Consider the following 26,166-nt stretch of genomic DNA (forward strand, 5'->3'; position numbering starts at 1 on the left):
GGACGCCCGAGAGATGACCCCTGACGTGACTGCACCCTTCCCGACCTCCAGCGCCCAGCAGCGCCTGTGGTTCCTCCAGGAGCGGCACCCCGACGGCCTCGCCTACACCGTCACCGAGGCCGTCCGGCTGCGCGGCCCGCTCGACACCGGCGCCCTGCGGGACGCCCTCGCGGCCGTGGTCGCCCGCCACGACCAGCTCCGCGCCGTCTTCGACGCGCGGGGCGGAGAGCTCACCCAGCGCGTGGTGCCCGCGGCCGAGCACCCGTTCGTCCTGGCCCGGCACACCGTCGCACCCGGCGGGGTGGCCGACTGGCTGGCCGCGGAGACGGCCGTCCCCTTCGACCTGTCGAAGGGACCGCTGTTCCGGATGTCGCTGCTGGAACTCGGCGGTGACACCTGGGTGCTCGCACTCGTCGTCCACCACATCGTCACGGACGGCTGGTCCGCCGAACTCTTCTTCCGGGAGGCGGAGTCCGCGTACAGGCGGCTCGTCGAGGGCGCCGAGCCCCGCTGGGACCGCCCGGCGGGCGACTACCGCGAGGCGGTCGCCGGGGAACGCCGCCGGCTGGAGTCGGCCGGGCACGCGCGGCGGCTCGACGAGGCGGCCGCCTCGCTGGCCGGCGCCCCGCTCACCCTGGACCTGCCCCGGGACGCCTCCGCCGCGACGGAGCCGGCGCCCGCCGCCGTGCACCGCGACCGGCTCCCGGACGAGCTGGTCAAGAGCGTCGAAGTGTACGCCGCCGAGTGCGGGGCCACGCCCTTCATGCTCTACGCGGCGGCCTACGCGGTCCTCCTGTCCCGCTGGACCGGCCAGGACGAGGTGGTCTTCGGACTGCCCGCGGCAGGACGGGAGGACACGGCCGCCCACACCACCTACGGCCTCTTCGTGAACACGCTTCCGCTGCGCGTCCGGATCGGGGCGGAAGACCGCTGGAACGGGCTGGTGGAGCGGGTCAGGGACGCCGCCCTGACCACCTACGCCCACGCCGACGTGCCGCTCGACCGCCTCGCCGCCCGGCTCGGCGGACTGCCGCTCCAGGCACTGCTGGTGGTCCAGCCCGACGACGTACCGCTGCCCGACCTGCCCGGCGTGACCGCCGCCCGGCTGCACGTCGCCCCGCACCACACCAAGTTCGACCTGCTCCTCCAGGTCGACCGGGGCCGGTTCGCCCCGGTCGACGGAGGCGAGGCCGAACACGGCACCTTCGCGGCGCTGGAGTACCGCGCCGACACCCTCGGCGCGGGCCCCGCCGCCCGGATGCTGGAGCAGTGGCGGCTGATCCTGGAGGCGATGGTCGCCCACCCCGACGCGTACGTCTCCGCGCCGTCGGCCGACCGGGCGCTGCTCGCCCCGTCGCTGCGGCTCGACCCGGCACCCGAAGCGCTGGACCCGGTCACCGCCTTCGCCCGGCACGCCGTCGAGCGGCCCGCCGCCCCCGCCGTGTGGACCGGCCACGACCCCCTCGACTACGCCGGTCTCGCCGGCCGCGTCGGCGCCCTCCAGCGCGCCCTCGCGGAGGCCGGGATCACAGCGGGCGACCACGTCGGTGTCTGCCTGCGCCGCACGCCCGACCTGGTCGCCGCCCTGATGGCGGTGGTCCGGGCGGGTGCCGCCTATGTGCCGCTCGACGCCGCGTACCCGGCGGAGCGGCTCTCCTTCATCGCCCGGGACGCGCGCTGCGCGGTCGTCCTGACCGAGCCGGAGACCCGGTCCGCGCTCCCGGAGGACGTCGGCCCGCGCCTCGACGTCACCACGGTCCCGGCGGCCGCCGAGCTGCCCGGGACGGTTCCGGCGCACCCCGAGAGCGTCGCGTACCTCATCTACACCTCCGGCTCCACCGGCCGTCCCAAGGGCGTCGCGATCCCGCACCGCGCCCTGCGCGCCTTCCTCGGCTGGGCCGCCGGCCACTACGCGCCCGAGGACCTGTCGGTGGTGCTGGCCGGCACCTCGGTCAGCTTCGACCTCTCCGTCTTCGAGGTCTTCCTGCCGCTCGCGACCGGCGGCTCGCTCCGGCTCGTCGACAACGTCCTCCAGCTCGCCGAGCAGCCGGGCGCCGAGCCCACCCTGATCAACACGGTGCCGTCGGCGATGACCGAGCTGCTGCGCGCGGACGCCCTCCCCGCCTCGGTGCGGGTCGTCAACCTGGCAGGCGAGCCGCTGCCCCGCACCCTCACGGACGCCGTCCACGCGCACGCGCCGCACGCGCGGGTCCTCAACCTGTACGGCCCCTCCGAGGACACCACGTACTCCACCTGGTACGAAGTGCCCCGGGGCGCCGCGGAGGAGCCGCTGATCGGCCTGCCGGTCGCGGGCACCAACGCGTACGTCCTCGACGCCCGGCTCCGCCCGGTGCCCGCGGGCGCCGACGGCGAACTGTTCCTCGGCGGGCTCGGGGTCGCCCAGGGCTACCTGGACCGCCCCGGACTCACCGCCGAGCGGTTCCTGCCCGACCCGTTCAGCGGCGTCCCCGGCGCTCGCATGTACCGCACCGGCGACCGCGTCCGGACCACCGAGGACGGCGGGCTGCGCTACCTCGGCCGCTACGACCACCAGGTCAAACTGCGCGGCTTCCGCATCGAGACCGGCGAGATCGAGAGCCGGGCCCGTGAGGTCGACGGGGTCGCCCAGGCCCTCGTCGTCCTCCGCGACGTCGCCGGCTCCCCCCACCTGGTCTGCTACTGGACCGGCGGCGCCGCGGCCGACGACGTCCGAAGCGCGCTCACGGCCGCCCTGCCGGCCCACATGGTCCCCGGCCACTGGGTGCCGCTCGACGCCTTCCCGCTCAACGCCAACGGCAAGATCGACCGTGCCGCCCTGCCCGGACCGGCCCACGGCACGGGCGAGACCGCCGGCCCCGCCACCGACACCGAGCGCGAGGTGGCCGCCCTGATGAGCGGGCTGACCGGTGCCGGACCGCTCGGCCCGGACGCCGACTTCTTCGCGCTCGGCGGCCACTCCCTCCTGGCCATGCAGCTGACGGCCGGCGTCCGGGACGGGCTCGGCGCCGAGATCGCGCTCGCCGACGTCTTCCGCGACCGCACCGTCCGCGCCCTGGCCGCCCGCATCGACGGCGCCCTCGCCCAGGAGGCGGTGCTGCCGCCGCTGCGCCGCCGCGAGGGCGACGGGCCCGCACCGCTCTCCTTCGCCCAGGAGCGCATGTGGCTCGTCGAACAGCTGCGGCCCGGCAGCTCCATGCTCAACATCGGAGTGGCCGTCCGCACCACCGGCGCCCTCGACCGGGCCGCCCTCGACCGGGCCCTGCACTCGCTGACCGCCCGCCACGAGGCGCTGCGGCTGCGGATCGGCCGGGACGCCGACGGCGTCCTGCGCCAGCGGGCCGCCGACCACCGGCGGACCCCCGCCCGGCAGCTCTCCTCCGACGGCCCGGACACCACCGTCCGCCTGCTGCGCGACGCCCTCGCGGAACCCTTCGACCTGGCCACCGAGGTGCCCGCCCGCTGGCTGCTCGTCGAGGAGCCGGCCGCGGCCGACGGGCGCCCCCGGCACGTCCTCGCCCTCGTCATCCACCACGTCGTCGCGGACGCCTGGTCGCTGCGGGTCCTCCTCGACGAGCTGTTCCGGGACTACGCGGCCCTGGCCGCCGGGCGGCAGCCGGACACCGCGCCGCCGCTCTCCGCCCTCGACCACGCCACCTGGCAGCGCCACCACCTCGACCGCCCGGCGCTGGCCCGCCGCGACCTCGCCCACTGGACGGAACGGCTCGCCGAGCCGCCGGAGCGGCTGCGGCTGGCCTTCGACCACCCGCCGGCCGAGGCCGTCTCCTACCGGGGCGCCCGGCTCACCCGGCGCGTCTCCGGCGAGGCCGTGGAACGGCTGCTCGCCCTCGGCCGGGAGGCCGGAGCCACCCCCTTCATGAGCGTCCTCGCCGTCTACCAGGGCCTCGTGTCCCGCCTGTCCGGGCAGGACGACATCGTCGTCGGGACCCCGATCGCCAACCGCGACCAGACCGGCACCGAGCACCTGGTCGGCTGCCTCCTGAACACCCTGGCGCTGCGCAGCGACCACAGCGGCTCGCCCTCCTACCGCACGCTCCTGGACCGGGCCCGGCAGGAGTGCCTCACCGCCTTCACGCACCAGCAGACGCCCTTCGAGCTGGTCGTCTCGGCCCTGGGCGCCGAGCGGACCGTCGAGCACACGCCGGTCTTCCAGACCATGTTCGTGCTCGACGGAACCGCGACGCCCGTCCCCGGCGCCCCCGGCCTGGAGACCGAGCGCTTCGACGTGCCGCCGGTCGCCACCCAGTACGACGTCACCCTCATGGTCGGCCGCGACGCGCACGGCTGGCACGCCACCTGGGACTACCGCACCGACCTCTTCGAGGCCGCGACCGTGGCCTGCTACGCCGACTGCTTCGAGGCCCTCCTCGCCCAGGCCGGCCGGCACCCCGACGCCCCGCTCGGCGGACTGCCGCTGAGCACCCCGGAACGCGAACGCCACGCCGTCGGCCGGGGCCGCCCCCCGGCCACCCCGGTCCCCGCCACCCTCCCGGCGCTCTTCGCCGAGCGGGTCGCCGCCCACCCCGACGCGCCCGCCCTCCAGGACGACGACGGCGTCCTCACCTACCGCGAACTGGACCGGGCCGCCGACCGGCTCGCGGCCCGGGTCGCCGCCCTCGGGGTCCGCCCCGACGACAGGGTCGCGATCGTGCTGCCGCGCTCCCGCGCCTCGGTGACCGCGGTCCTCGCCGTCGCCAAGGCCGGCGCCGCCTTCCTCTGCCTCGACCCCGCGCTCCCCGCCGAGCGCATGGAATGGATCGCCCGGGACGCCGGGGTGAGACTGCGGATCACCGACGCCGCCCTCGCCGACCGGCTGCCCGGCACCGTCCCCGCCGTCCGCGTCGACGAGGAGCCCGCCGGGACGCCGCCGGCCCCGAGCCCCGCGCTGACGCCCGAACACCTCGCGTACGTCATCTACACCTCCGGGTCCACCGGCACGCCCAAGGGCGTCCTGCTCGCCCACCGCGGCCTCGCCCAACTGCGCGACCTGCACCGCACCGCCTTCGGCGCGGGGCCCGGCTCGCACGTCCTGCAGTACGCCCCGTACTCCTTCGACGCCTCCGTCTGGGAGTGCGTCATGGGCCTCCTCACCGGGGCCTGCCTCCACCTCACGCACCCCGACCGGCTGCTGCCGGGCGCCCCCCTGGAGCGGACCCTCGCCGAGCGGTCCATCACCCACCTGACCATGCCGCCGTCCAACCTGGCGATGCTCCACACCCTCCCGGAGAGCCTGCGCCACCTCGTCCTCGCCGGAGAGGCGTTCCCCGCCGAGCTGGCGCAGCGCTGGGGCGGCGCGGTCCACCTGTGGAACGCCTACGGACCGAGCGAGGCGACCGTCTGCGGCACCGTCCAGGACTGCGCGGAACTGCCGCCCGGCCACTCCCCGGGCATCGGCAACGCCTTCCCCGGCGCCGAGGCGTACGTCATGGACGCCGCGCTCAACCCGCTCCCCCCGGGCGTGCCGGGCGAACTCCACCTCGGCGGCCAGGGCCTGGCCCGCGGCTACCTCGACCGGCCCGCGCTCACCGCCGAGAAGTTCGTGCCGCACCCCTTCCCCACCACCCCGGGCGAACGGCTCTACCGGACCGGCGACCTCGCCCGGCTCACCGCCGACGGAACGATCGAGTTCCTCGGCCGGATCGACGACCAGATCAAACTGCGCGGCATCCGGGTGGAGCCCGGCGAGATCGAGCGGACCCTCGCCGCACTCGATCCGCGGATCGACGACACGGCCGTCCTGGTGTCCGGCAGCGGCGGCGACCAGCACCTCGTCGGCTTCGTCGCCGGACCCGAGGGGCTCGACCCGGAAGCGCTCCGCGAAGCGCTCACCGGCCGGCTCCCCGGCTACATGGTGCCCGCCTGGATCGACCGGCTCGACGCCTTCCCCCTCACCGGCAACGGCAAGCTCGACCGGCGGGCCCTCGCCCGCGCCGCCGAGGGCCGGCGCCGCCGCACGGCGCCCCCCGCGCCCCCGCGCGGCCCGCTGGAGCAGGAGATCGCCGGGATCTGGCACGAGCTGCTGCCCGACGCCGAGATCGGACGCGAGGACAGCTTCTTCACGATCGGCGGCACCTCGCTGACCCTGACCCGCCTCCACGAACGCGTCGACGGGCGCTACCCCGGCGCGCTCCGGCTCGTCGACCTCTTCCGGCTCCACACGGTCGCCGCGATCGCCGGCGCCCTCGAAGAGACCGGCGCCGCCGCGCCGGCCGCCGCCGACCTCAGCTTCCGACTCTGATGAGGCCCTCCATGGACCGTGCCCCCGCCCAGCCCATCGCCGTCGTGGGCATCGCCGCCGCCCTCCCGGGCGCCGGCGGTGACCAGGACCGCCTCGCCGCCCTCCTGGAGGAGCGGGCCGACCTCGTCCGCCCCGTCCCCGAGGACCGGCGCCGCGACGCCGGCATCGCGCCCGGCACCGCCCTGTCCGAGGCCGCCCTGCTGGACCGCGTCGACGTCTTCGACCACGCCTGGTTCGGCCTCTCGCTCCGCGAGGCCCGGCAGATGGACCCGCAGCAGCGGCTCCTCCTCGAACTGACCTGCCGGGCCGTCTGGGACGCCGGCCGCCCCCTGTCCGACCTGCGCGGCAGCCGTACCGCGGTGGTCTTCGGGGCCGGCCGCGAGACGTACTCCGAGCTGATCGACCCGGCGGACGCGCCGCTGGTCACCGGGCTCCTGCCGGCCGCCCAGGCGGGCCGGGTGGCCCATCTGCTCGACCTGCGCGGCCCCGTCCTCACCGTCGACACCGCCTGTTCGTCCTCGCTCGCCGCCGTGCACGAGGCGTGCCGCCGGCTCGCCCACGGCGAGGCCGACTGGGCCGTCACCGGTGGCGTACGCGTCCTGTGCGACCCTCCGGAGACCGCCGCGCCCGGCGCCGAGGGCATCGTGTCGCCCGGCGGCCGGGCCCGCAGCTTCGACGCCGCCGCCGACGGCACCGGACTCGGCGAGGGCGGCGCGGTCTTCCTCCTGAAGACCCTGGCCCGCGCCGAGGAGGACGGCGACCCGGTGCACGCCGTGATCCTCGGCGGCGCCGTCAACCACGACGGCGGACGCAGCAACGGCTTCGCCGCGCCCAGCGCCCAGGCCCAGGAGGACCTGCTCCTGGAGGCGTGGCGGGCGGCCGGCGTCCACCCCCACTCGATCGGCCTCGTGGAGGCGCACGGCACCGGCACCCGGCTCGGCGACCCCATCGAGTTCGAGGCCCTCACCGCGGCCTTCGCCCGCCGCACCGAGCGCACCGGCTTCTGCGTCCTCAGCTCCCTCAAGTCCAACATCGGACACCTCGACTCGGCGGCCGGCGCGGCCTCGCTGTACAAGGCCGTGGTGGCGCTGCGCACCGGGCGCCGCTACGCCTCCGCCCACTTCACCGAGCCCAATCCGCTGCTCGACACCGGCCGTTCGGCGCTCCGGCTCTCCTCGCGGACCGAACCCTGGGAGGGGTCCGCGCCGCGCCGCGCCGGCGTGAGCGCCTTCGGTCTCACCGGCACCAACGTGCACCTCGTCCTGGAACAGGCCGCCGACGTGCCCCGGGAGCCCCTGGCCGGGCCCCGCCGGGTCCTCGTCCCGCTCTCCGCGCGCGGCGAGGCGCCGCTGCGCCGGCACGCCGCCCGGCTCGCCGCCCACCTGCGGGCCCGTCCCGAGCCGGAGACGCTGGCCGACCTGGCCTTCGTGCAGGCCACCGGGCGCGACCACGAGCGGTGGCGGGCCTGCGTCATCGCCGGAAGCGCGCAGGAGGCGGCCGAGGCGCTGGAGCGGATCGCCTCGGGCGCCGCCCCGGTCGCCTGCGCCCCGGACGCCACCGCCGTCGTCACCCTGCTGTCCCACGAGGACGCGCCCGCCCGGGGGACGGCCGCCTCCTGGGTCCGGGCGCTGCCCGCCCTGGCCGGCGCGCACGCCGAGGGCCTGGCCGCGGTGTCCGGCGCCCCCGGGGCCGTCCGCGAGGCGGCGGAGCTGCTGCTCGACCGGCTGACACCGGTGCGGGCCCTCGTCGCGGCCGGGGTGTCCGACCGCATCGTGATCGGGCACGGGTCCGGCAACCTCCTGGTCGACCTGCTGCGCGGCGAGACCGACCTGCCGACCGCCGCCCGCGTGCCCGCGCCGCCGGAGCCGGTCGCCGACCCCGACCCCCGGCGCACCGAGGCCGCCTTCGCCACCATCGGCGCGCAGGGCGACCCGGTCTTCGTCGTCCCCTGGTCCGGTCGGCTGGCCCGGCTCGCCGGCGAGCTCGCCCCCCGTCAGCGGGGCGTCCTGGTGGACGCGGCCACTGGCGCCGAGGAGCCGCGCGACCGGCTCCTCGGCGTCCTGGCCGCCCTGTACGAGGCCGGTGCCGACCTGGACTGGGCGCGCGGTGTCCGCTTCCTCGGCGGCTACGGGCGGCGGGCGCCGGTGCCGACCGACCTGTTCGAGCCGACCCGCTGCTGGGTCGAGCCCCGGCCCCGCGGCACCGTCCCGGCGGATCCCGCTCCCGCCGCCGCTGCCCCGGCGGAGGAGCCGTCGCGGCTCGCCGAGCAGGACGGCACCGACGCCGAGCGGAAGCTCGCCGCCATCTGGTGCTCCCTCCTGGGCACCGAGACGGTCGGCCGCGAGGACGACTTCTTCGACCTCGGCGGCGACTCCCTGATGCAGGTCCAGCTGGGCAACGCCGTCGAGCAGGACTTCGGCCACGACCTGCCCTTCGACACCGTCTACGACCATCCGCGGCTGGGCGAGCTCGCCGCCCACCTCGCCGGTCTCGCCTCCGCCGCGCCGCCGGAGGAGGAGGCCGCCGCGCCCCGGGGCCCGGTCCACGACCCCGCCCGCGACCGGGCTCCGGCCACCCACTCGCAGCGCCGGATGTGGCTGCTCCAGCAGCTCGACGCCGGCTCCGGCGCCTACAACGTGTCGACCGCCTTCGCCCTCGACGGGCCCGTCGACGCCGGGCTGCTGGAACGCGCGCTGGAGGGGCTCGCCGCCCGCCACGACGTGCTGCGGACCCGGCTCGTCCTGGAGGACGGGGAACTCGTCCAGCGGGTGGAGCCCACCGGCGGCTGGGAGTTCGAGGCCGCCGACGCCGACGCGCCGGACACGGACGCCGACGCGCTGCTGCGGGAACACGCCGGCCGCCCCTTCGACCTGGCCCGGCCCGGCGCGGCCCGCGCGCTGCTGCTGGCCGGCCGGGACCGCTCGTACCTCCAGCTCGTCCTGCACCACGCGGTGTGCGACGAGTGGTCGATGAACCTCGTCCTGGAGGAGCTGACCCGGGACTACGCGACGCTCCGGGCCGGCGGCACCCCGCCGGGCCGTGGCGGGGAGCCGCAGTTCGCCGACTGGGCGGCCTGGGAGCACGGCCTCGACGGCACCCCCGCGCAGGAGGAGGACGTCCGCTACTGGCGGGAGGCGCTGGCCGGTGCGCCGACCACGCTGGAGCTGCCGACGGACCGGCCGTACGGCGCCCAGCAGGACTACGCCGGCTCCTGGCTCCCGGTGCGCGTCGACGCCGGCACCACGGCCCGGATGCGCGAGGCGGCGCGCGCGGCGGGCGGCACCCTGTACGCCTGGCTGACCACCGCGTACGCGGCCTGGCTGGCCCGGCTGACCCAGACCGAGGACTTCCTGATCGGCGTGCCGGTGGCCGGCCGCCACCGGGCCGAGGCCGAACCGCTCCTCGGCTGCTTCGTCAACACGCTTCCGGTACGGGTCGACGCCAGTGGCGACCCGACCTTCGCCGAGCTGTTCGGCCGGGTCCGCGAGGCCCTCTCGGGCGCCTTCGGCCATCAGCGCCGCCCCTTCGACGCGCTGGTCGACGAGCTCGGCGTGGCCCGCGACGCGTCCCGGCCGCCGCTCGTCCAGACCGTGCTCTCGCTCCAGTCCGGCGCGGAACCCGGCGACGGCGTGCGCCACCGGCTCGACGGGCTGCCGATGCGCCCGGTCGAACAGGAGGGCTCGGTCGCCTGGTTCGACGTGTCGGCCGTCCTGTGGGAGGCCGACGGCGGACTCGGCGGGATCCTCGCCTACCGCACCACGCTCTTCGAGGAAGCCACCGTCAAGGGCTTCCGCCAGGACTGGCTGGCCCTCGCCGAGGCCGGCCTGGACCGACCCCACGCATCCATCCACGACCTGCTCGCCGACGACGCATGGTGACGGAACCCCAGGAGACAGAAATGCACGAAAGCCACATCGGGCGCAACCTGGACCGAGGCATCGCGACGCTGCGCCGGGACGACCCCGAGCTCTTCGAACTGCTGGAGCGCGAGCACGTGCGCCAGACGGAGACGCTGTCCCTGGTCGCGTCCTCCGGCGGCACCGACGCCTCGGTGATGGCGGTCGTCGGTTCGAGCATCGTCAACGTCACGGCCGAGGGCTACCCGGGCAAGCGGTACCACGCCGGCTGCCGGTACGTGGACCAGGCCGAGGAGCTGGCGATCTCCCGCGCCAAGCGGGTCTTCGGCGCCCGGTACGTCAACGTCCAGCCGCACTGCGCCAGTTTCGCCAACCACACCGTGATGCAGGCCCTCCTGAAGCCGGGCGACAGCGTCCTCGGCATGGCCCTCGACCAGGGCGGCCACCTCACCCACGGCTCGCCGGTCAACCTCAGCGGCAAGCTCTTCGACGTCCACAGCTACGGCCTCGACGCGAAGGGCCTCATCGACTACGGGCAGCTGCGCGAACTGGCCCAGGAGCACCGGCCGCGGCTCGTCGTCTGCGGCACCACCTCCTACACCCGGATCGTCGACTTCGACCGCATCCGGGCGATCGCCGACGAGGTCGGCGCCTACGTCCTCGCCGACGTCACCCACATCGCCGGCCTCGTCGCCGCGGGGCTGCACCCCAGCCCCATCGACGCCGCCCACTTCACCACCACCTGCACCTTCAAGCAGCTGTACGGCCCCCGCGGCGGCCTGATCATGTCGGGCCGCGACGCCGACCACGTCCCCGCGGGCGGCACGCGCAGCCTGTCCCAGCTCATCCAGAGCGCGGTCTTCCCGCTCATGCAGGGCTCCCCCGAGGTGCACACCATCGCGGCGAAGGCACGCGCCATGGGCCGGCTCCTCCAGCCCGAGTTCAAGGAGCTGGCCGCGCGCATCCGCACCGACTCCGACGCCCTCGCGGCCTCGCTGTCGCGCCGGGGCTACGAGGTGATCGGCGGCGGCACCGACAACCACATCGTGCTCTTCCGGGTGCCGCCGCACCTCGACGGCCGCGCCGCCGAACGCGCCCTGGAGACCTGCCACATCCTCGTCAACAAGAACAAGATCCCCGGTGACACGCGCGGCGCCACCGTCGCCAGCGGCGTCCGCCTCGGCAGCAACACCGTCGCCCTGCGGGGCATGGGGCCGGAGCAGATGGAACGCTGCGTCTCCCTCATCGACACCGTCCTCACCGAGGCCCGCGCCCTCCCCGGCGGCGAGGTGGAACTGCCCGGCGAGGTCCGCGAGCGGACCGTCGCCGCCGTGCGAGACCTCTGCCGCGCCTTCCCGCTGCCGTACGCCACGGCCACCGAGAACCTCTAGGGGCACCAGCACACATGCCGAAGAACGTCGAGGCGGCCTACCCGCTCTCCCCCCTCCAGCAGGGCCTGCTCTTCCACACCCTCAGCAGGCCCGGTGAGCCCACCTACTTCGAGCAGATCCGCTGCACCATCGAGGGCGATCTGGACCGGACCGCCTTCGAGGACGCCTGGAACTGGGCGGTCGGCCGGCACCCCATCCTGCGCACCGCCTTCGCGTGGCAGCGCCTGAAGGAACCCCTCCAGGTCGTCGGGCGGTCCGTCCGCGTCGCGCTGGACTGGGAGGACTGGCGCGGACGGTCCGACACCGAGGAAGCCTGGCAGGCCCTCCTGGAGGAGGACCGGCAGCGCGGCTTCGACATGTCCAAGGCGCCGCTGATGCGGCTGACGGCGCGCCGGACGGGCGACTCCTCGCACCTCTTCGTGTGGAGCCACCACCACATCCTGCTGGACGGGTGGAGCTTCGGCCTCGTGCTGCACGAGGTGCTGAGCCGCTACGCCTCCCTCACCGACGGGACCGGGCAGCCGCTCTCCCTCGAACCGGCGCGCCCCTTCGGGGACTTCATCCACTACCTGGGCGAACGGGACGCCGCCGCCGACGAGGCGTTCTGGAGCGACTACCTCCGCGGCTTCGACTCCCCCACACGGCTCGCGGTCGACCGCGGCCAGGGCGTCCACGAGGGCGGCGCCGGCGTCGAGGTCACCCTCTCCGTGACCCTGGACCGCGCCACCAGCGCCGTCGTGCAGCAGGAGTGCGCACGGCTCGGCGTCTCCCTCAGCGCCCTCGCGCACGCCGCCTGGGCCCGTCTCCTCGGCTCGTACAGCGGCGAGGAGGAGGTCCTCTTCGGCTCGACGACGGCGGGACGCCCGCCGGAGCTGACCGGCGTCGAGAACATGGTCGGCCTCTTCATCAACGCCGTTCCGCTGCGGGTCAGGATCGACCCCGCGCAGCGGATCGGCGCCTGGCTGGAGGAGATCCAGCGGGACCTCTTCCGCCTCCAGGACCACCAGTTCACCGGCCTCGCCCGGGTGCAGGAGCTGTCCGGCGTCGAGCGCGGGAAGCCGCTCTTCGAGACGCTGCTGAGCTTCCAGAACTACCCGCTGGACAACGGGCACAACGAGGACTGGGGAGGCATCCGCCTCACCGACTACGGCTGGAGCGGCCCGACCAACTACCCGGTCGCCGTACGGGCCTTCCCCGGCGACGAGGTCATGCTCGTCCTCAGCTACTACCGGCACCGGCTGGACGACTCCGTCGCCGAGGCGATGCTCGACCAGCTGCACGGCCTGGTGGAGCGCCTGGGCAGCCGCACCGACCGGCTCGTCGGCGACGTCCCGACGGTCGCCGGCGACCACGCCGACCTCGTCCTGCGCCGCTGGAACGACACCGCCGCCGAGGTCGACCTCGACCGCACCCTGCACGGCCTGGCCGAGCACCAGGCGGCCGTGCGCCCCGACGCCCCCGCGGTCGTCGCCGGGGACGGGCGCCTGACGTACGGCGAACTCGACGCCCGGGCCAACCAGGTCGCCCACCGGCTGACCGAGCTCGGCGTCCGCCCCGGCGACCGGGTCGGCCTGTGCACCGACAAGTCCACGGCCACGGTCACCGGCATCCTCGGCGTGATGAAGACGGGCGCCGCCTACGTCCCGCTGGACCCGGCCTACCCGGCCGAGCGCATCGCCTACATGGTGGAGGACGCCGCCCTGTCCGCCGTCGTGACCTGGGGCGGCGGCGCCGACGTCGCCGCCCGGCTCGACCTGCCGTGGCTCGCCCTCGACTCCGACGCGGCGGACGTCGACCGGCAGCCGGTCACGCCCCTCGACCTCGTGGTGCCGCCGGACTCGTTCGCGTACGTCATCTACACCTCCGGCTCGTCCGGCAGGCCCAAGGGGGTGATGCTCGACCACCGGGGCCGGATCAACAACGTCGAGGACTACCGCCGCAGCTTCGGCATGGGCCCCGGCGACCGCACCCTGTGCGTCTCCTCGCTCAGCTTCGACATCTCCGTCTGCGACCTGTTCTGCAGCCTCCTCGCCGGCGGCGTCCTCGTGCTGCCGGACGCCGAGCGCACCAAGGACCCCGACCACTGGCTGGACCTGATCGACCGCGAGGGCATCACGCTGTGGCACTCCGCCCCGGCCCTCATGGACGCGCTCCTCGACGTCGCCGAGGAGCGCGGCCGGCGACCCGAATCGCTGCGCCTCACCGTCCTGGACGGCGACTGGATCCCCCTGACCCAGCCCGACCGGGTCCGCGCCTCCTTCCCGGCCGCGCGGGTCGTCAGCGCGGGCGGCGCCACCGAGCTGTCGGTGGACTCCGTGACCTACCCCGTCGGCGACGTCGACCCGGCCTGGCGGAGCATCCCGTACGGCCGGCCGATGGCCAACCAGACGGCGTACATCGTCGACGACCGGATGGAGCCCGCACCGGTCGGGGTCCCGGGCGAGCTGTGCCTGGGAGGCGCCGGCCTCGCCGCCGGCTACCTCGACCGGCCCGCGCTGACCGCCGAGAAGTTCGTCCCGCACCCGTGGTCCGACCGGCCCGGCGAGCGGCTCTACCGCACCGGGGACCTCGCCCGCTTCGGCGCCGACGGCACGATCGAACTGCTCGGCCGGATCGACTTCCAGGTCAAGATCCGCGGCGTCCGCATCGAACTCGGCGAGATCGAGGCCGTGCTGCGCGAGCACCCCGGGGTGGAGACCTGCCTGGTCGCCGCGCCGGCCGACGAGGCGGGCGACCGACGCCTCGCCGCCTACCTGGTCCCCGCCCCCGGCGGTCCCGCCGCCGGCGACGAGGCCGGGTGGACCGCCTTCCACACCGAGCTGCGGGCCTGGCTGCGCCGCCGCGTCCCCGACCACCTGGTGCCCGAGGCGTTCGTGCGGCTGGAGCGCCTGCCGCTGACCGCCAACGGCAAGGTCAACCGCCGCGAACTGCCCGCCCCCCGCTTCAGCGTGACCACCGCGCGGCGCGCCGCGCCGCGCACCGAGCTGGAGCGGGTCCTCGCGGAGCACTGGGCCGGCGTCCTCGCCGTCGATCCCGCCGAACTCGACGTCGAGACCAGCTTCTTCGACATGGGCGGCAACTCCCTGAAGGCGCTGCGCGCCTGCCGCGTCCCCGGCCGCGCCGTCCCCATCACGGCGCTCTACCAGTACCGCAGCGTCCGGGCCCTCGCCGACCACCTGGGCCAGGCCGAGCGCGACACCGGCGCCCTGGTCCGGCTGGGCGCGGCGGAGCCGGCACCGGGCACGCCCGCCGTCATCTGCGTGCCGTACGGCGGGGGGCACGCCGGCGTGTACCAGCCGCTGGCCGACGCCCTCGGCGGACGCCTCGCCGTCCACGCCGTGCGCCTCCCCGGCCACGAGCACGACGGCACCGACGAGCGGCCGGAGAGCGTCGCCACCGTCGCCCGGTCCGTCGCCGAGGCCGCCCGCGACCTCAAGGACCGCCCGCTGGTGGTCTACGGGCACTGCGGCGGCGTGGCCCTGGCCACCGAGATCGCCCGCCTCCTGGAGGAGGACGGCCTGGACGTGCGGCACCTCGTCGTCGGCGCCTCCTATCCGCCCGCCGCCCAGGACTCCCTCGACGAGGACCCGTTCGCCGAGCTGACCGACCGCGCGCTCGCCCGCTCCTTCGCCGAACTCGGCGGCTTCGACGAGCTGGCCGACGACGAGGCCGACACCATCGGGCGGCTGCTGCGGCACGACGGAACCGAGGCCCGGCGCTACTTCCGCGGCGTCCTCGACCGGGTCGCCGACTCGCCCGAGGGGCTGCTGCGCACCCCGCTCACCTGCCTCATCGGCGAGGAGGACCCGCTGACCGAGGGCTACGCCGAGGGGTGGCGGAGCTGGGGCCGGCTCGCCCCCCGTCATTCGCTCGTCGTCCTCCCCGGCGACCACTACTTCGTCCGCGGCCACGCGGACCTGGTCGCCGAACGACTGCTCGCCGCCGTCGGGCCGGCCGAGCCCGCCCACCCCGCCGGTACCGCCGGACCGGCCACCACCCCGGAGGTGTCCCCGTGACCACCGCTCCGTCCGACGCGACCGCCGCGCCCGTGCGCCGCCTCGCGGTCCTCAACCTGATGCCGCAGGCCGAGATCTACCTCGACTACATGGCACAGGTGCTGCCCGCCGGGACCGATGTGCGCTGGCTCCGGGTCCGCAACCACCCCTACCGCAGCAGCGACCAGAAGATCCTCGCCGACACCCACCACTTCTACGACGAGACGACCCTGGAGGACTGCGACGCGCTCCTCCTCACCGGCGCGGCGATGGACCTCAACCCCGACTTCACCGCGGCCACCTACTGGGACGAGGTCGTGGAGACCCTCCGGGACGCCGACGGACGCGTCGGTTCGATCGCGGGCGTCTGCTGGGGCGCGCAGGTCGTCGGAAAGGTCTTCTTCGATCTGGAGAAGCAGCATTTTCCGGCCAAGATCTCCGGCGTCATCGAGATGACCAACCTCGCCCCCGCCCACCCGCTGATGCGCGGCCTCGACGACCGCTACTGGCTCCCGCAGAGCCGGTACGCCCAGATGGAGCCGAAGGGCTTCGCCCAGGCGGTCGCCGACGGACGCCTCGTCCCGCTCGACTGGTCCGAGGAGTCCGGCCACACCACGGTGGTCTCCGCCGACGGCGCCTACCTGATGCTCCAGGGCCACCAGGACTACCCCACCGAGCGGCTGGCGGAGGAGTACTTCAACGCCCGGAAGAAGGGCCAGACGCCGCCCGTGCCCGTCAACTACGACCCGCACCGGCCGGTGAACCGCTGGCGCGCCAACAACCGCGCCTTCTTCGCCGCCTGGCTGGAGCAGGCCGCCGCCCGCAAGCGGGAGCCGCGGACCGCGGCGGTCTGACGACCTCCCCCGGCACCATCCCGTACGAGCCCGATCCGAGGAGTGAGCCGCAGTGCCGTTCCATCCTTTCGACCACCTCACCGACGTCGCCACACCCGCCGGTGAGGTGCTCACGGCGCTGCGTGCCCGCGGCTCCGCGGCGGCGGCCGGCGCCCACAGCGGCGAGGCCCTCGCGGACCGGACCGACCGGCTCGTCAAGTCGCTCGCGGAGCACGGGGTCCGGCCCGGGGAGCCGGTGCACGTCGCCGCGGCCGAACCCGTCGGCACCGCCCTCGGCTGCCTCGCCGTCTGGCTCTCCGGGGGTGTCCCCGCCGTCGGTCCGGCCACCGCGGACGGCGCCGTCCGCGTCGCCCTCGACGTCCCCGGCGGGGCGGCCCGCGCGCACGGAGCGGGGGCGGACGGCACACCGGACGCGGAGCCGGTACGGGTCGACGCGGCGCTGCTCGTGTCGGAGGAGCTGACCGGCGCCGTCGCCCACCCGGCCGGCGGCCTCGGCCGCCTCGGGCTCCCGGCCGAGCGGCCCTCGTCCCTCGTCGTCCTCGCGGACTGGCGCGTCGACGCCTGGCTCCCCCTGGTCCTGGAGGCATGGCTCGACGGCACGGTCCGCGTCACCCTCCTCGCCGACGACGGCACTCCCCCCACCGAGGGCTCCGCCGTCCTCGCCTGCCCCGCCGACCGGCTCGCGACCGACCCGGCGCTCGCCGCCGGGGCGTACGCCCACCGGATCACCTGGGGCGTCGGCCCCGCCCCGGCGGACGAGACCGTCACCCACGGCTTCGGCGACCACCACGTCCTCGCCGTCACCCGCGCCCACCCGGCCGACGGCGGCACCGGCCACCGGGGCGAGGTCCCCGGCCGGCACCGGGTCTGCAACGCGGCCGGACGGCCGCTGCCCACCAACGCGTGGGGCCTGCTCGCCCTCGCCGGGCGGCTGCCCGTCGTCGCCGACGGCTACCCCGAGCTCCTCGCGGCGCTCGCCGCCACGCCCGGCGAGCGCACCGCGGTCACCGGCCACCGGGCCCGCCGGCGCAGCGACGGCACCGTCGAGTTCGACACCCGTCCGCAGGACGCCCTGCGCCTCGCGGGCCGCCGGCTCGCCCCGGCGGCCACCAGCCGCGCCCTGGCCGCCGCCGGGCTCACGGACGCGGCGCTCGTCGTCCGCGACACCGGCACCGACCGGGCCAGGCTGGTGGTCTGCGCTCCCGGCGAGGGGCCCGACCGGGCGGCCGTGGAACGGCTCGCGGCCGCCCTGCCCGCCTGGGCGGCGCCGCTCGGCGCCTGCCGGGTGCCGACGCTGCCGCGCGACGCGGAGGGCCGGGTGGACACCGCCCGGCTGGCCGCCGAAGCGCCGCCGGACGACCTCCAGCTGGAGCGTGCCGCGCACCGGCTCTCCGACGGCGGCGCGCCGGTCCGGCTGCGCACCGTCCCGGTCACCGAGGGCCACACCGAACTCCCGCTGCCCGAGGCGTTCCTGGCCGGCGGCGGCCACTATCCGGCGACCCGCCCGGCCGAGGCGCGCGGACCCGAACTCGACCCGCCGGCCGACGACCTGGTCGACCGGCTGCGGAAGGCCGCCGCCACCGACCGGGGCATCCCGCTCGTCGACGGCGAGGGCCGCGAGCACCGGCTCAGCTACGCCGACCTGCTCGACCGGGCCTCCCGGGTGGCCACCCACCTGCGCGCCCGGGGCCTGGGCCACGGCGACGAGGTGATCGTGCACGCCGCCGCGGCCGGCGACATCTTCGTCGGCGTCTGGGCCTGCGTGCTGCTCGGGGTCCTCCCGGTGCCGCTCACCCCGGCGACCCCGTACGACGCGGCGGGCAACCCGCTGTGGCACCTGCTCGGCCCCGACACCATGCTCACCCGGCGCACCGTCCTCACCACCGGGGCCCAGCGGGGCGTCACGGCCGAAGTCATCGAACGCCGCGGCCTCACGGCCGAACTGCTGACCCTGGACGAGGCCCTGCTCCAGGAGCCGCTGCCCGCCGCGGAGGCGGCGCCGCGCTCGCCCGCCCTGATGATCCTCACCTCCGGCAGCACCGGCGCGCCCAAGGGCGTGGCCCTGTCGCACCGCAACCTGGTGAGCCTGGCGGAGTCGATCCGCAACGAGTTCGACCTGGCCGACGAGGTCTCCCTCAACTGGCTCGGCGTCGACCACGTCGGCGGTCTGGTCCAGCACCACGTGCGCGACCTGTGCCTGGCCAACGAGCAGATCCACGCGGACACCGGCTGGGTGCTCGCCGACCCCACCCGCATCCTCGACCTGATGGACCGCCACCGGGTCACCCTCAGCTGGATGGCCAATTTCGGCTTCAACCTGGTCAACGAGCAGGCCGAGAAGATCGCCCGCGGCTCCTGGGACCTCAGCCCGGTGAAGGTCTGGGAGAACGGCGGCGAGCCCGTCACCCACGAGGGCAACCAGCGCTTCCTCTCCCTCCTGGCCCCGCACGGGCTGCGCCCCGACGTCATCAAGCCGGTCTTCGGCATGACCGAGACCAGCTCCGCCGTGATCGGCGCGCACAACCTGGTCGCCGGCAGCCAGGCGTACGTGCACTGGCTGAGCGACACGTCGCTGGACAGCCCGGTGCGCCGGGCGCTGCCCGGCGAGGGCAGTCCGTTCGCGGAGGTCGGCACCCCGATGGCGGGCATCGCGCTGCGGGTGGTGGACGCCGAGGGCCGGGTCTGCCCGGAGGGCGTCATCGGCCGGATCGAGGTCAGCGGCCTCCAGATCATGAACGGCTACCACCGCAACCCCGAGGCCGACGCCGAGACCTTCACCGAGGACGGCTGGCTGCGCATGGGCGACTGCGGCTTCATGGTGGACGGCGGTCTCGTCGTCACCGGCCGGGTGAAGGACGTCCTCATCATCAACGGCCTCAACTACGCGGCCCGTGCGCTGGAGAACGCCGTCGAGACCGTCCCGGGCATCCGCCAGGGCTGCTGCGCCGCGGTGCCGGTCCGCAGGCCCGACGCCGTCACCGACGACCTCGTCGTCTTCTACAGTGCGACCGCCCCGGGCGAGGTGAACCCCTCCGCCGTGGAGGCCGCGCTGATCTCCGAGCACAGCCTGCGCCCGGTGGCGCTGGTGGAGATCGGCCCGGAGGAGTGGCCGCGCACCGCCATCGGCAAGATCCGTCGCCCCGTCCTGACCGCCGGGTTCCAGTCCGGCGCCTTCGCCGACCGGATCACCCTGCGCCGGGCCGACGGGCTGGGCCACCGTGCGACGGTGCCCGCCTGGCACTTCGTACCGGAGTGGCGGCCGGTGGCGGCCGTCGCGCAGGACCCGCCCGGCCGGGTGCTGTGGATCGGTGGCGCGGCGCCCGCCGGCGCGGCCCTCCGCGCCGAGCCGGGCGACCGGTTCGGCGGCTTCGACGCCACCGGGCGGGCCCGCTTCCGCCCCGGCGCCGAGGAGGACCTGCGGGCCCTCCTCGAAGCCGCCGCCGACCGCCTCGACGGCCTGGACGCGGTCGTCGACGTGCGGTGGAACACGGGACCCGGCGCCGCGGCGACCGCGGCGACCGCCGCGCGGGCGCTGCGCGAGGCGCACGCCGCGTGGTCCGCGCTCCTGCCCGCGGCGGCCCGGCTGCCCGAGCCGCCCGCCCTGGTGCTGGCGGTCCGGGACGCGGTCGTGGTCACCGGCGCCGAGCCGGGCGTGGCCCACGCGGCGCTGCCCGGTGTCGCGGAGAGCATCGCGCTCTCGCACCCCCGGCTGCGGGTCGCCGTCGTCGACGGCGCGGACGACGGGGCGCTGCTCTCCGAGGCCGCGCTCCGCCCGGCCGGACAGATCGCGTACCGCGACGGCGTCCGCTCGGTGCGCGGCCTGCGCCCGCTGGACGGGGCGACCCTCCCGGAGCGGCCCCGCCGGGTGCTGCGCGAGAACGGCGCGTACCTGGTCGTCGGCGGTCTCGGCGGCGTCGGCGCCCACCTCACCCAGCACCTGCTGAGCAGGTTCGACGCCCGGGTGGTGGTGGTGGGACGCGGTCCTGCCGAGCCGCACGACGCGCGCGGCTCGCTGCTGGCGCACCTGGCCGACCGGACCGGGCCGCGCGGCGAACTGCGGTACGTCCGCCTGGACGCCACCGATGCCACCGCCCTGCGCGCGGCCCTGGACGCCGCCGAAGCGGACTGGGGTCCGCTGGACGGGGTGTTCCAGCTGGCCGGCGAGGGGTCGGTGAGCGAACAGCTGGAAGCGCTGGCCGCGCCCGACGCGGGCACGGCGGAGCGGCTGTTCGCCCGCGCCGAGGACCGCATCCGGATGAGCCACGCGCTCGACGATGCCCTCGGCGGGCGGGCCGCTCCGCTCGTCGTGTTCAGCTCCGTCAACGGCTTCTTCGGCGGCGCCGGCTTCACCGAGTACGCCGGTGCCTGCGCCTACCAGTCGGCACACGCCGCGCTCGGGGCACGCCGCACCGGCGGCGCCCGTATCTGCCTCGACTGGAGCATGTGGAAGCAGGTCGGCATGGCGTCCGGCACCCCCGCCGGGGTGCAGGAGCTGGCACAGCGCCGGGGCTTCGCCTCGCTCACCCCCGCCCAGGGCCTCGCCTCGCTGCACACGGCCCTGGAGGCGGCCGAGGACCGGCTGCTGATCGGTCTCACCGCCGTCGGCGGGGCGGTCGTGGGGCTGCTGCCCTTCGGTACGGTCGGCTACGTCCTGGAGGCCGACGCCGAGGACCCGGCGCGGGTGGCCGAGGCGGTGGGCATCGACCCGGCGCGGATCCGGCTGACCGAGGCGGCCCCGGCCGGCCGGTCCGCGTCGATCGTCGCGGCGGGTCACGTCGAGGCCCTGCTCGCCGTCTTCCGGGACGTGCTGGGCACCGACGAGGTCGGCCCCGACGACAACTTCTTCGTGGCGGGCGGCGACTCCATCCGTGCCATCCAGGCGGTCGCCCGCGCCGCCGAGCGGGGCTTCCGCTTCAGCCCGCTGGACCTCTTCGAGCACAAGACGGCCGCCGAACTGCTGGCCCACCTCGCGGTCCACGACGGCCTGGCCGGGGCGACGGCGGACGAGGCGGACGACGAGCCGGTGGAGCGGGTCTCCGTCCCGCCCGTCTTCGGCTGGTGGCTGGAGAAGGCGGACCGGCGCGAGGTCCGCGACCACCTCACGATGAGCATGCGCTACCACGTCGCCGCCGGGCTGGGCCCGGACGCCGTGGAGGCCGCCCTCGGCGACCTGGTGGCGCGGCACGACGCGCTCCGGATGCGGCTGGCGGACACCCCGGAGGGCTGGCGCCTGCTGGCCGGCGACGCGGTCGCGGACAGCCTCCGCTTCGACGTGCGGGAGCTGGCGCCCGGCGAGGAGCCGGGTGCGGCGGCGGACGCGGCCGAACCCGGACTGCACCGCGAGGTCGGCGCGGAGGAGGGCCCGCTCGTCCGTGCGGCCCTGCTCCGCCCGCACGGCGGCGCCGGCTCCTCCGTGCTGGTCCTGGTGATCCACCACGCGTCCGTCGACGGCGTCTCCTGGCGGATCCTGGAGGAGGACCTGCGGCTCCTCCTGGACGCCCGCGCCCGCGGCGCCGAGCCGGAACTCCCCGCCACCACGGTCGGGTTCCTCCCCTGGGCCCGCCGCGTCGAGCGCCGCGCCGAGCGTCCGGACGCGGAGCTGGCCGACGCCTGGGCCGAGCGGCTCGCGGGCGGCTGGGGCACCCTGCCGGGGACGGCGGAGGGCCCGCTCCTGGAGCGGGACACCGAGATCCTCACCCGCAAGGTCCCCGCCTCGCTCCTCGACCGGCTGGGCGAGAACAGCGTCAACGAGGTGCTGCTCACGGCGGTCGGCTGGGCCCTCACCCGCTGGGCCGGCACCGGGGCCCTCGCCCTCGACGTGGAGGGCCACGGCCGCCTGGACGCGCAGGCGCCCGTCGACCTCTCGCGGACGGTGGGCTGGTTCACCGCCATCGCGCCGCTGCGGCTCGACCTGACGGGCTGCGCCGTCCCCGCCGCCGGGGTCTCCCGGGTGCGGCGGGCCCTCGCCTCGCTGCGCGGCCGGGACCAGGAGTGGGGCCTGCTGCGGTACGGCGGCGCCTGCCCTCCCGGCCACCCCCTCCGCACCCTGCCGGAGCGTCAGGTCAGCTACAACTACCTGGGTTTCTTCGACGGGAGCGGCCCCGAGACCGACCCGCTGTTCGGCTCGCTGCCCGGCTCCCTGAACGCCGAGCAGAGCCCGGAGTCGGAGCGGCACTACCTGATCGACGTGGCGGCGGTGGTCGCCGGCGGCGAGCTGGAACTCGCCGTGAAGTTCTCGCCGGGGACGCACTCCGCCCGGGAGGTGGGGGAACTGCTCGACGACTGCGTCGGGGCCCTGAAGGACCTGCTCGCCGACGGCGGCGCGGTGTCCGGGACGTCCGCCGTCGACCACGCGGAGCTGCTGCTCGCCCTGGAGGAGGTCGACCTGGGCGCGGACGACGACTGACCCCCGAACGGCGGGAGGGGCGTCCGCTCACCACGACGCCCCTTCCGCCCCGCGGACGGCGAACGGTGTTCCACATCAACTGACCGGCGAAATTCGGCCATTAACGCCACCAGGCGCCAACTGGCGCCTGCGCTAGAGTTCTTGGCCGTACGAGAATGTGATATGGAATCAGCGTCGCAAGGAGTGGTGCAGGGCAATGGAAGTCTCCGAATTGGAGAACATGGCGCGAAGTGCGGTGGAGGAGATCTCCGCGCTGACCGACGCCCGGGAACTGGAAGCACAGCGGGTGAAATGGCTCGGCGGCAAGGGACTCGTCCGCCGCGCCCGCGCCTCCATCAAGGAGCATCAGGGCGAGGCGCGCGTCGCGTTCGCCCGCGAGGTGAACCGCATCGCGGAGGAGATCACCCGGGTCGTCGACGAGGCCACCGAGCGCCTCGCCGCCGAGGCCACCGCCCGCCGGATCGCCGAGGACTGGATCGACCCCTCGCTGCCCGCCACCGCGCCCCGGCGCGGCGCGCTCCACCCCGTCCGCGTGGTGGAGCAGCGCTGCGTGGAGATCATGGGCCGACTGGGCTTCGAACAGGCCGAGGGTCCCGAGGTGGAGACCGACTACTTCAACTTCGACGCCCTCAACATTCCGCGCGACCACCCCGCCCGGGACATGCAGGACACCTTCTGGGTCGACGAGCAGCGCCTGCTGCGCACCCACACCACCAGCGTCCAGGCCCGCGTCCTCGCCCAGGCCGCGGGCCGGCCGGTGAAGGTCGTGGTGGCCGGCCGCGTCTACCGGAACGAGGCGGTGGACGCCACCCACCTCGCCATGTTCCACCAGCTCGACGGATTCTGGGTGGACCGGGGACTCACCTTCGCGCACCTCAAGGGAGTCGCGGTCCACCTGGCCCGGGAACTCTACGGGGACCGGCGCGTACGGCTGAAGCCGAAGTCCTATCCGTACACCGAACCCTCCGTCGGAATCGACGTGGAATGCGCGCTCTGCGGCGGCGCGGGATGTTCCGCCTGCCACGAGTCCGGCTGGGTGACCATCATGGGTGCCGGAATGGTCCACAGAAATGTTCTCCAGGAGTTCGGATACGACCCCGAGGTCTTTTCCGGATTCGCCTTCGGGTGGGGGTTGTCCCGTATGACCACGCAGATGTACGGCCTTTCGAAGCTGCGCCCCGTCTACCGCGGCGATCTGCGTCTGCTGCGCGTCCTCGACGGGAGGTCCGCGCTGTGCGTGTGAGCCTTCCCCTGCTGCGCGGGTACCGTCCCGAACTGCCCGCCTCGTCCCGCGCCGCCTGCGAGGTCCTGGAGGACGTCGGCATCGAGGTGAAGCGCCACCAGGACACGCCGCGCGGCGAGGTCCTCACGGTGGAGCTCCTCGCCAACCGCGGCGACCACCACTGCTACCTCGGGCTCGCCCGCGAACTCGGCGGCCGTTTCGAGGCGCCGACCCCGCTGCCGCCGCTCGCCCCGCTGACGGCGGCCGACGGCCCGGCGCCGCTCGTCACCACCGACACCTGCCTGGCCTTCGGCGTCGCCCGCGTCGACCTGGCCGACGCGGACCCGGCCCGGCTCCCCGAGGCGTGGGCCGAGGCGCTGGAGCTCAACGGCGAGCACACCGGCCTCCTCGCCGTCGACGCCGGCAACGTCACGGGGCGCGAACTCGGCCAGCCCGTCCACGTCTACGACGCCGACCTGCTGTCCGGGCCGCTTCGCGTCCGGCTGTCCGAGGAGGGCGAGAGCGTGGTGCTGCTCGACTCCGCGGAGCCGGTCGCGCTGCCCGCCGGCCTGACCGTCGTTGCCGACGACGAGGGGGTCGTCGCGGTCGCCGGTGTCATCGGCGCCCGCCGCGCCGCGGTCACGGAGACCACCCGCGCCCTCCTCGTCGAGTCGGCGCTCTTCGACCCGGCCGCCGTCCGCCGGGCCGCCCGCGCCCTGGCCCGGCAGACCGCCGCCGCCACCCGCTTCGAGCGCGGCGCCGACCCCACCCTGGTCGACGCCGGGGCCGCTCGCACCGTGGCCCTCCTCGACGCCTGGGGGGCGCTGGCCGCCGACGGTCCGCGCACCTGGAGCCGGACGGTCCTCCCGGCCGACGCCCGGCTCGCCCCCCGGGAGATCCCCCTGGACCTCGACTCCCTCGACACCTACTACGCCGTCGACTTCGACCCGGCCGCCGTCGAACGGCGCCTGACCTGCCTCGGGTTCGCCGTCCGCAAGGCGGACGGGACGGACGCGGCGGACGGCGGCAGGACGCTGCTCGTCGGCGTCCCCGGCCACCGCCTGTGGGACGTCTTCAACCCCGAGTGCCTCTACGAGGAGATCGGGCGGATGTGGAGCTTCGACAGCTTCCCCGCCGTCCTCCCCGAAGCGGGCGGCGGCGCCGCTCCCACCCCCCGGCAGCGCGCCCGCGCCGCCCTGGAGCAGGTCCTCGTCGGCTACGGCTTCTTCGAGGTGATCACGGACGGCTTCTACAGCCGCACCGCGCACGAGCGCCTCGGCGTCCCGGCGGGCTCCCCGCTGAACCGCCACGTCGAGCTGCGGAACGCGATCGACCGCAACTTCTCGCTGCTGAAGAACAACGCCCTGCTCCAGGCCCTCGACGTCGCGGACTACAACCAGCGGCACAGTCTGACCCTGGGCAAGTACTTCGAGTTCACGCACCTCTTCGAGGCCGTGGACGCCGACAGCCACCGCGAACTGCCGCTGCTGTGGGGCATGCTGTGGGGCGAGGAGACCTACGGCTCCTGGCAGCGCGGCGGGCAGGGCTTCGACTTCTGGTACGTCAAGGGCGTGCTGGAGGAGCTGGCCCACGCCTGCGGAACCCGCTTCGAGTTCCGCCGCACGGCCGACGACCCGTCGCCGCTGGCCGAGCTGATGCACCCCACCCGCTCCGTCCACCTCTACGCCGACGGGCGCAGGGTCGGCCTGTGCGGCGAGGTGCACCCGTCGGTGACCGCGAACTGGAAGCTGCGGACGGACCGGGTCCTCTACTTCGAAGTCGACTGGACCGCCCTGCTCACGGAGCGCGCCCCGCAGAGCGCCGAGCAGGTCGACGAGCTTCCGGAGCACCCGCTGCTCCGGCGGGACGTCGCTTTCCACCTGCCGGCCGGTCTGACCGCCGGCGAGGTGCGGACGGCGATGGAGGCGGTGTCGCCGCTGGAGCTGGCCTGGGTACGCGTCACCGACCTCTACGAGAGCGGCGAGGTGCGGGCCCACACCTTCGAGCTGGCCTTCCAGAACGACAACACCGTGACGGCCGATCAGGTCAACCATGCCATGGGTGCCCTGACCTCGCACGTCCTCACCACCTTCGGGGAACGGGGCGTGTACCAGAGGTAGGGCTCCTCCCGGGAGGGGGCGCGGCGGACGGCCGCCGCGCCCCCTCCCGGACCACGAGTGAGGGA

General features: G+C 75.4%; 8 protein-coding genes. All 8 read left to right on the plus strand.

Annotated features, from left to right (window positions below):
- The first annotated feature begins 25 nt into the window (after positions 1-25).
- Entirely contained in the window at positions 26-6,256 is a 6,231-nt protein-coding gene (locus tag IE219_RS21145) for a non-ribosomal peptide synthetase (protein ID WP_229849911.1), read from the plus strand.
- 11 nt (positions 6,257-6,267) lie between these two features.
- Positions 6,268-10,134, plus strand: coding sequence for a condensation domain-containing protein (locus IE219_RS21150; RefSeq protein ID WP_189979785.1), 3,867 nt, complete (start codon positions 6,268-6,270; stop codon positions 10,132-10,134).
- Between the two features lie 20 nt (positions 10,135-10,154).
- A complete protein-coding gene (gene glyA / locus IE219_RS21155) occupies positions 10,155-11,504 on the plus strand; it encodes a serine hydroxymethyltransferase (protein ID WP_189979787.1) in 1,350 nt (449 codons plus the stop codon).
- A gap of 14 nt (positions 11,505-11,518) precedes the next feature.
- Positions 11,519-15,520 (plus strand): non-ribosomal peptide synthetase, encoded by a 4,002-nt coding sequence (locus IE219_RS21160; RefSeq protein ID WP_189979789.1) that lies wholly within the window; start codon positions 11,519-11,521, stop codon positions 15,518-15,520.
- On the plus strand, positions 15,517-16,353 hold the full coding sequence (locus tag IE219_RS21165; protein WP_229849912.1) for a homoserine O-acetyltransferase/O-succinyltransferase family protein: 837 nt from the start codon (positions 15,517-15,519) through the stop codon (positions 16,351-16,353). The genes IE219_RS21160 and IE219_RS21165 overlap by 4 nt, the downstream gene beginning before the upstream one ends.
- A gap of 52 nt (positions 16,354-16,405) precedes the next feature.
- Positions 16,406-22,759, plus strand: coding sequence for an SDR family NAD(P)-dependent oxidoreductase (locus IE219_RS21170; protein WP_229849913.1), 6,354 nt, complete (start codon positions 16,406-16,408; stop codon positions 22,757-22,759).
- A gap of 196 nt (positions 22,760-22,955) precedes the next feature.
- Positions 22,956-24,002 (plus strand): phenylalanine--tRNA ligase subunit alpha, encoded by a 1,047-nt coding sequence (pheS, locus tag IE219_RS21175; RefSeq protein WP_189979791.1) that lies wholly within the window; start codon positions 22,956-22,958, stop codon positions 24,000-24,002.
- The gene (locus tag IE219_RS21180; protein ID WP_189979793.1) at positions 23,999-26,101 is read left to right on the plus strand and encodes a phenylalanine--tRNA ligase beta subunit-related protein; all 2,103 of its coding nucleotides are present in this window, start codon (positions 23,999-24,001) and stop codon (positions 26,099-26,101) included. The genes pheS and IE219_RS21180 overlap by 4 nt, the downstream gene beginning before the upstream one ends.
- Positions 26,102-26,166 lie beyond the last annotated feature (65 nt).

The sequence above is a fragment of the Streptomyces termitum genome (assembly GCF_014650175.1).
GTDB lineage: Bacteria > Actinomycetota > Actinomycetes > Streptomycetales > Streptomycetaceae > Streptomyces > Streptomyces termitum.

Coding starts and splice junctions, on each gene's coding strand:
- IE219_RS21160 (WP_189979789.1), top strand. CDS start 11,519: ATGCCGAAGAACGTCGAGGCGGCCTACCCGCTCTCCCCCCTCCAGCAG.
- pheS (WP_189979791.1), top strand. CDS start 22,956: ATGGAAGTCTCCGAATTGGAGAACATGGCGCGAAGTGCGGTGGAGGAG.
- glyA (WP_189979787.1), top strand. CDS start 10,155: ATGCACGAAAGCCACATCGGGCGCAACCTGGACCGAGGCATCGCGACG.
- IE219_RS21150 (WP_189979785.1), top strand. CDS start 6,268: ATGGACCGTGCCCCCGCCCAGCCCATCGCCGTCGTGGGCATCGCCGCC.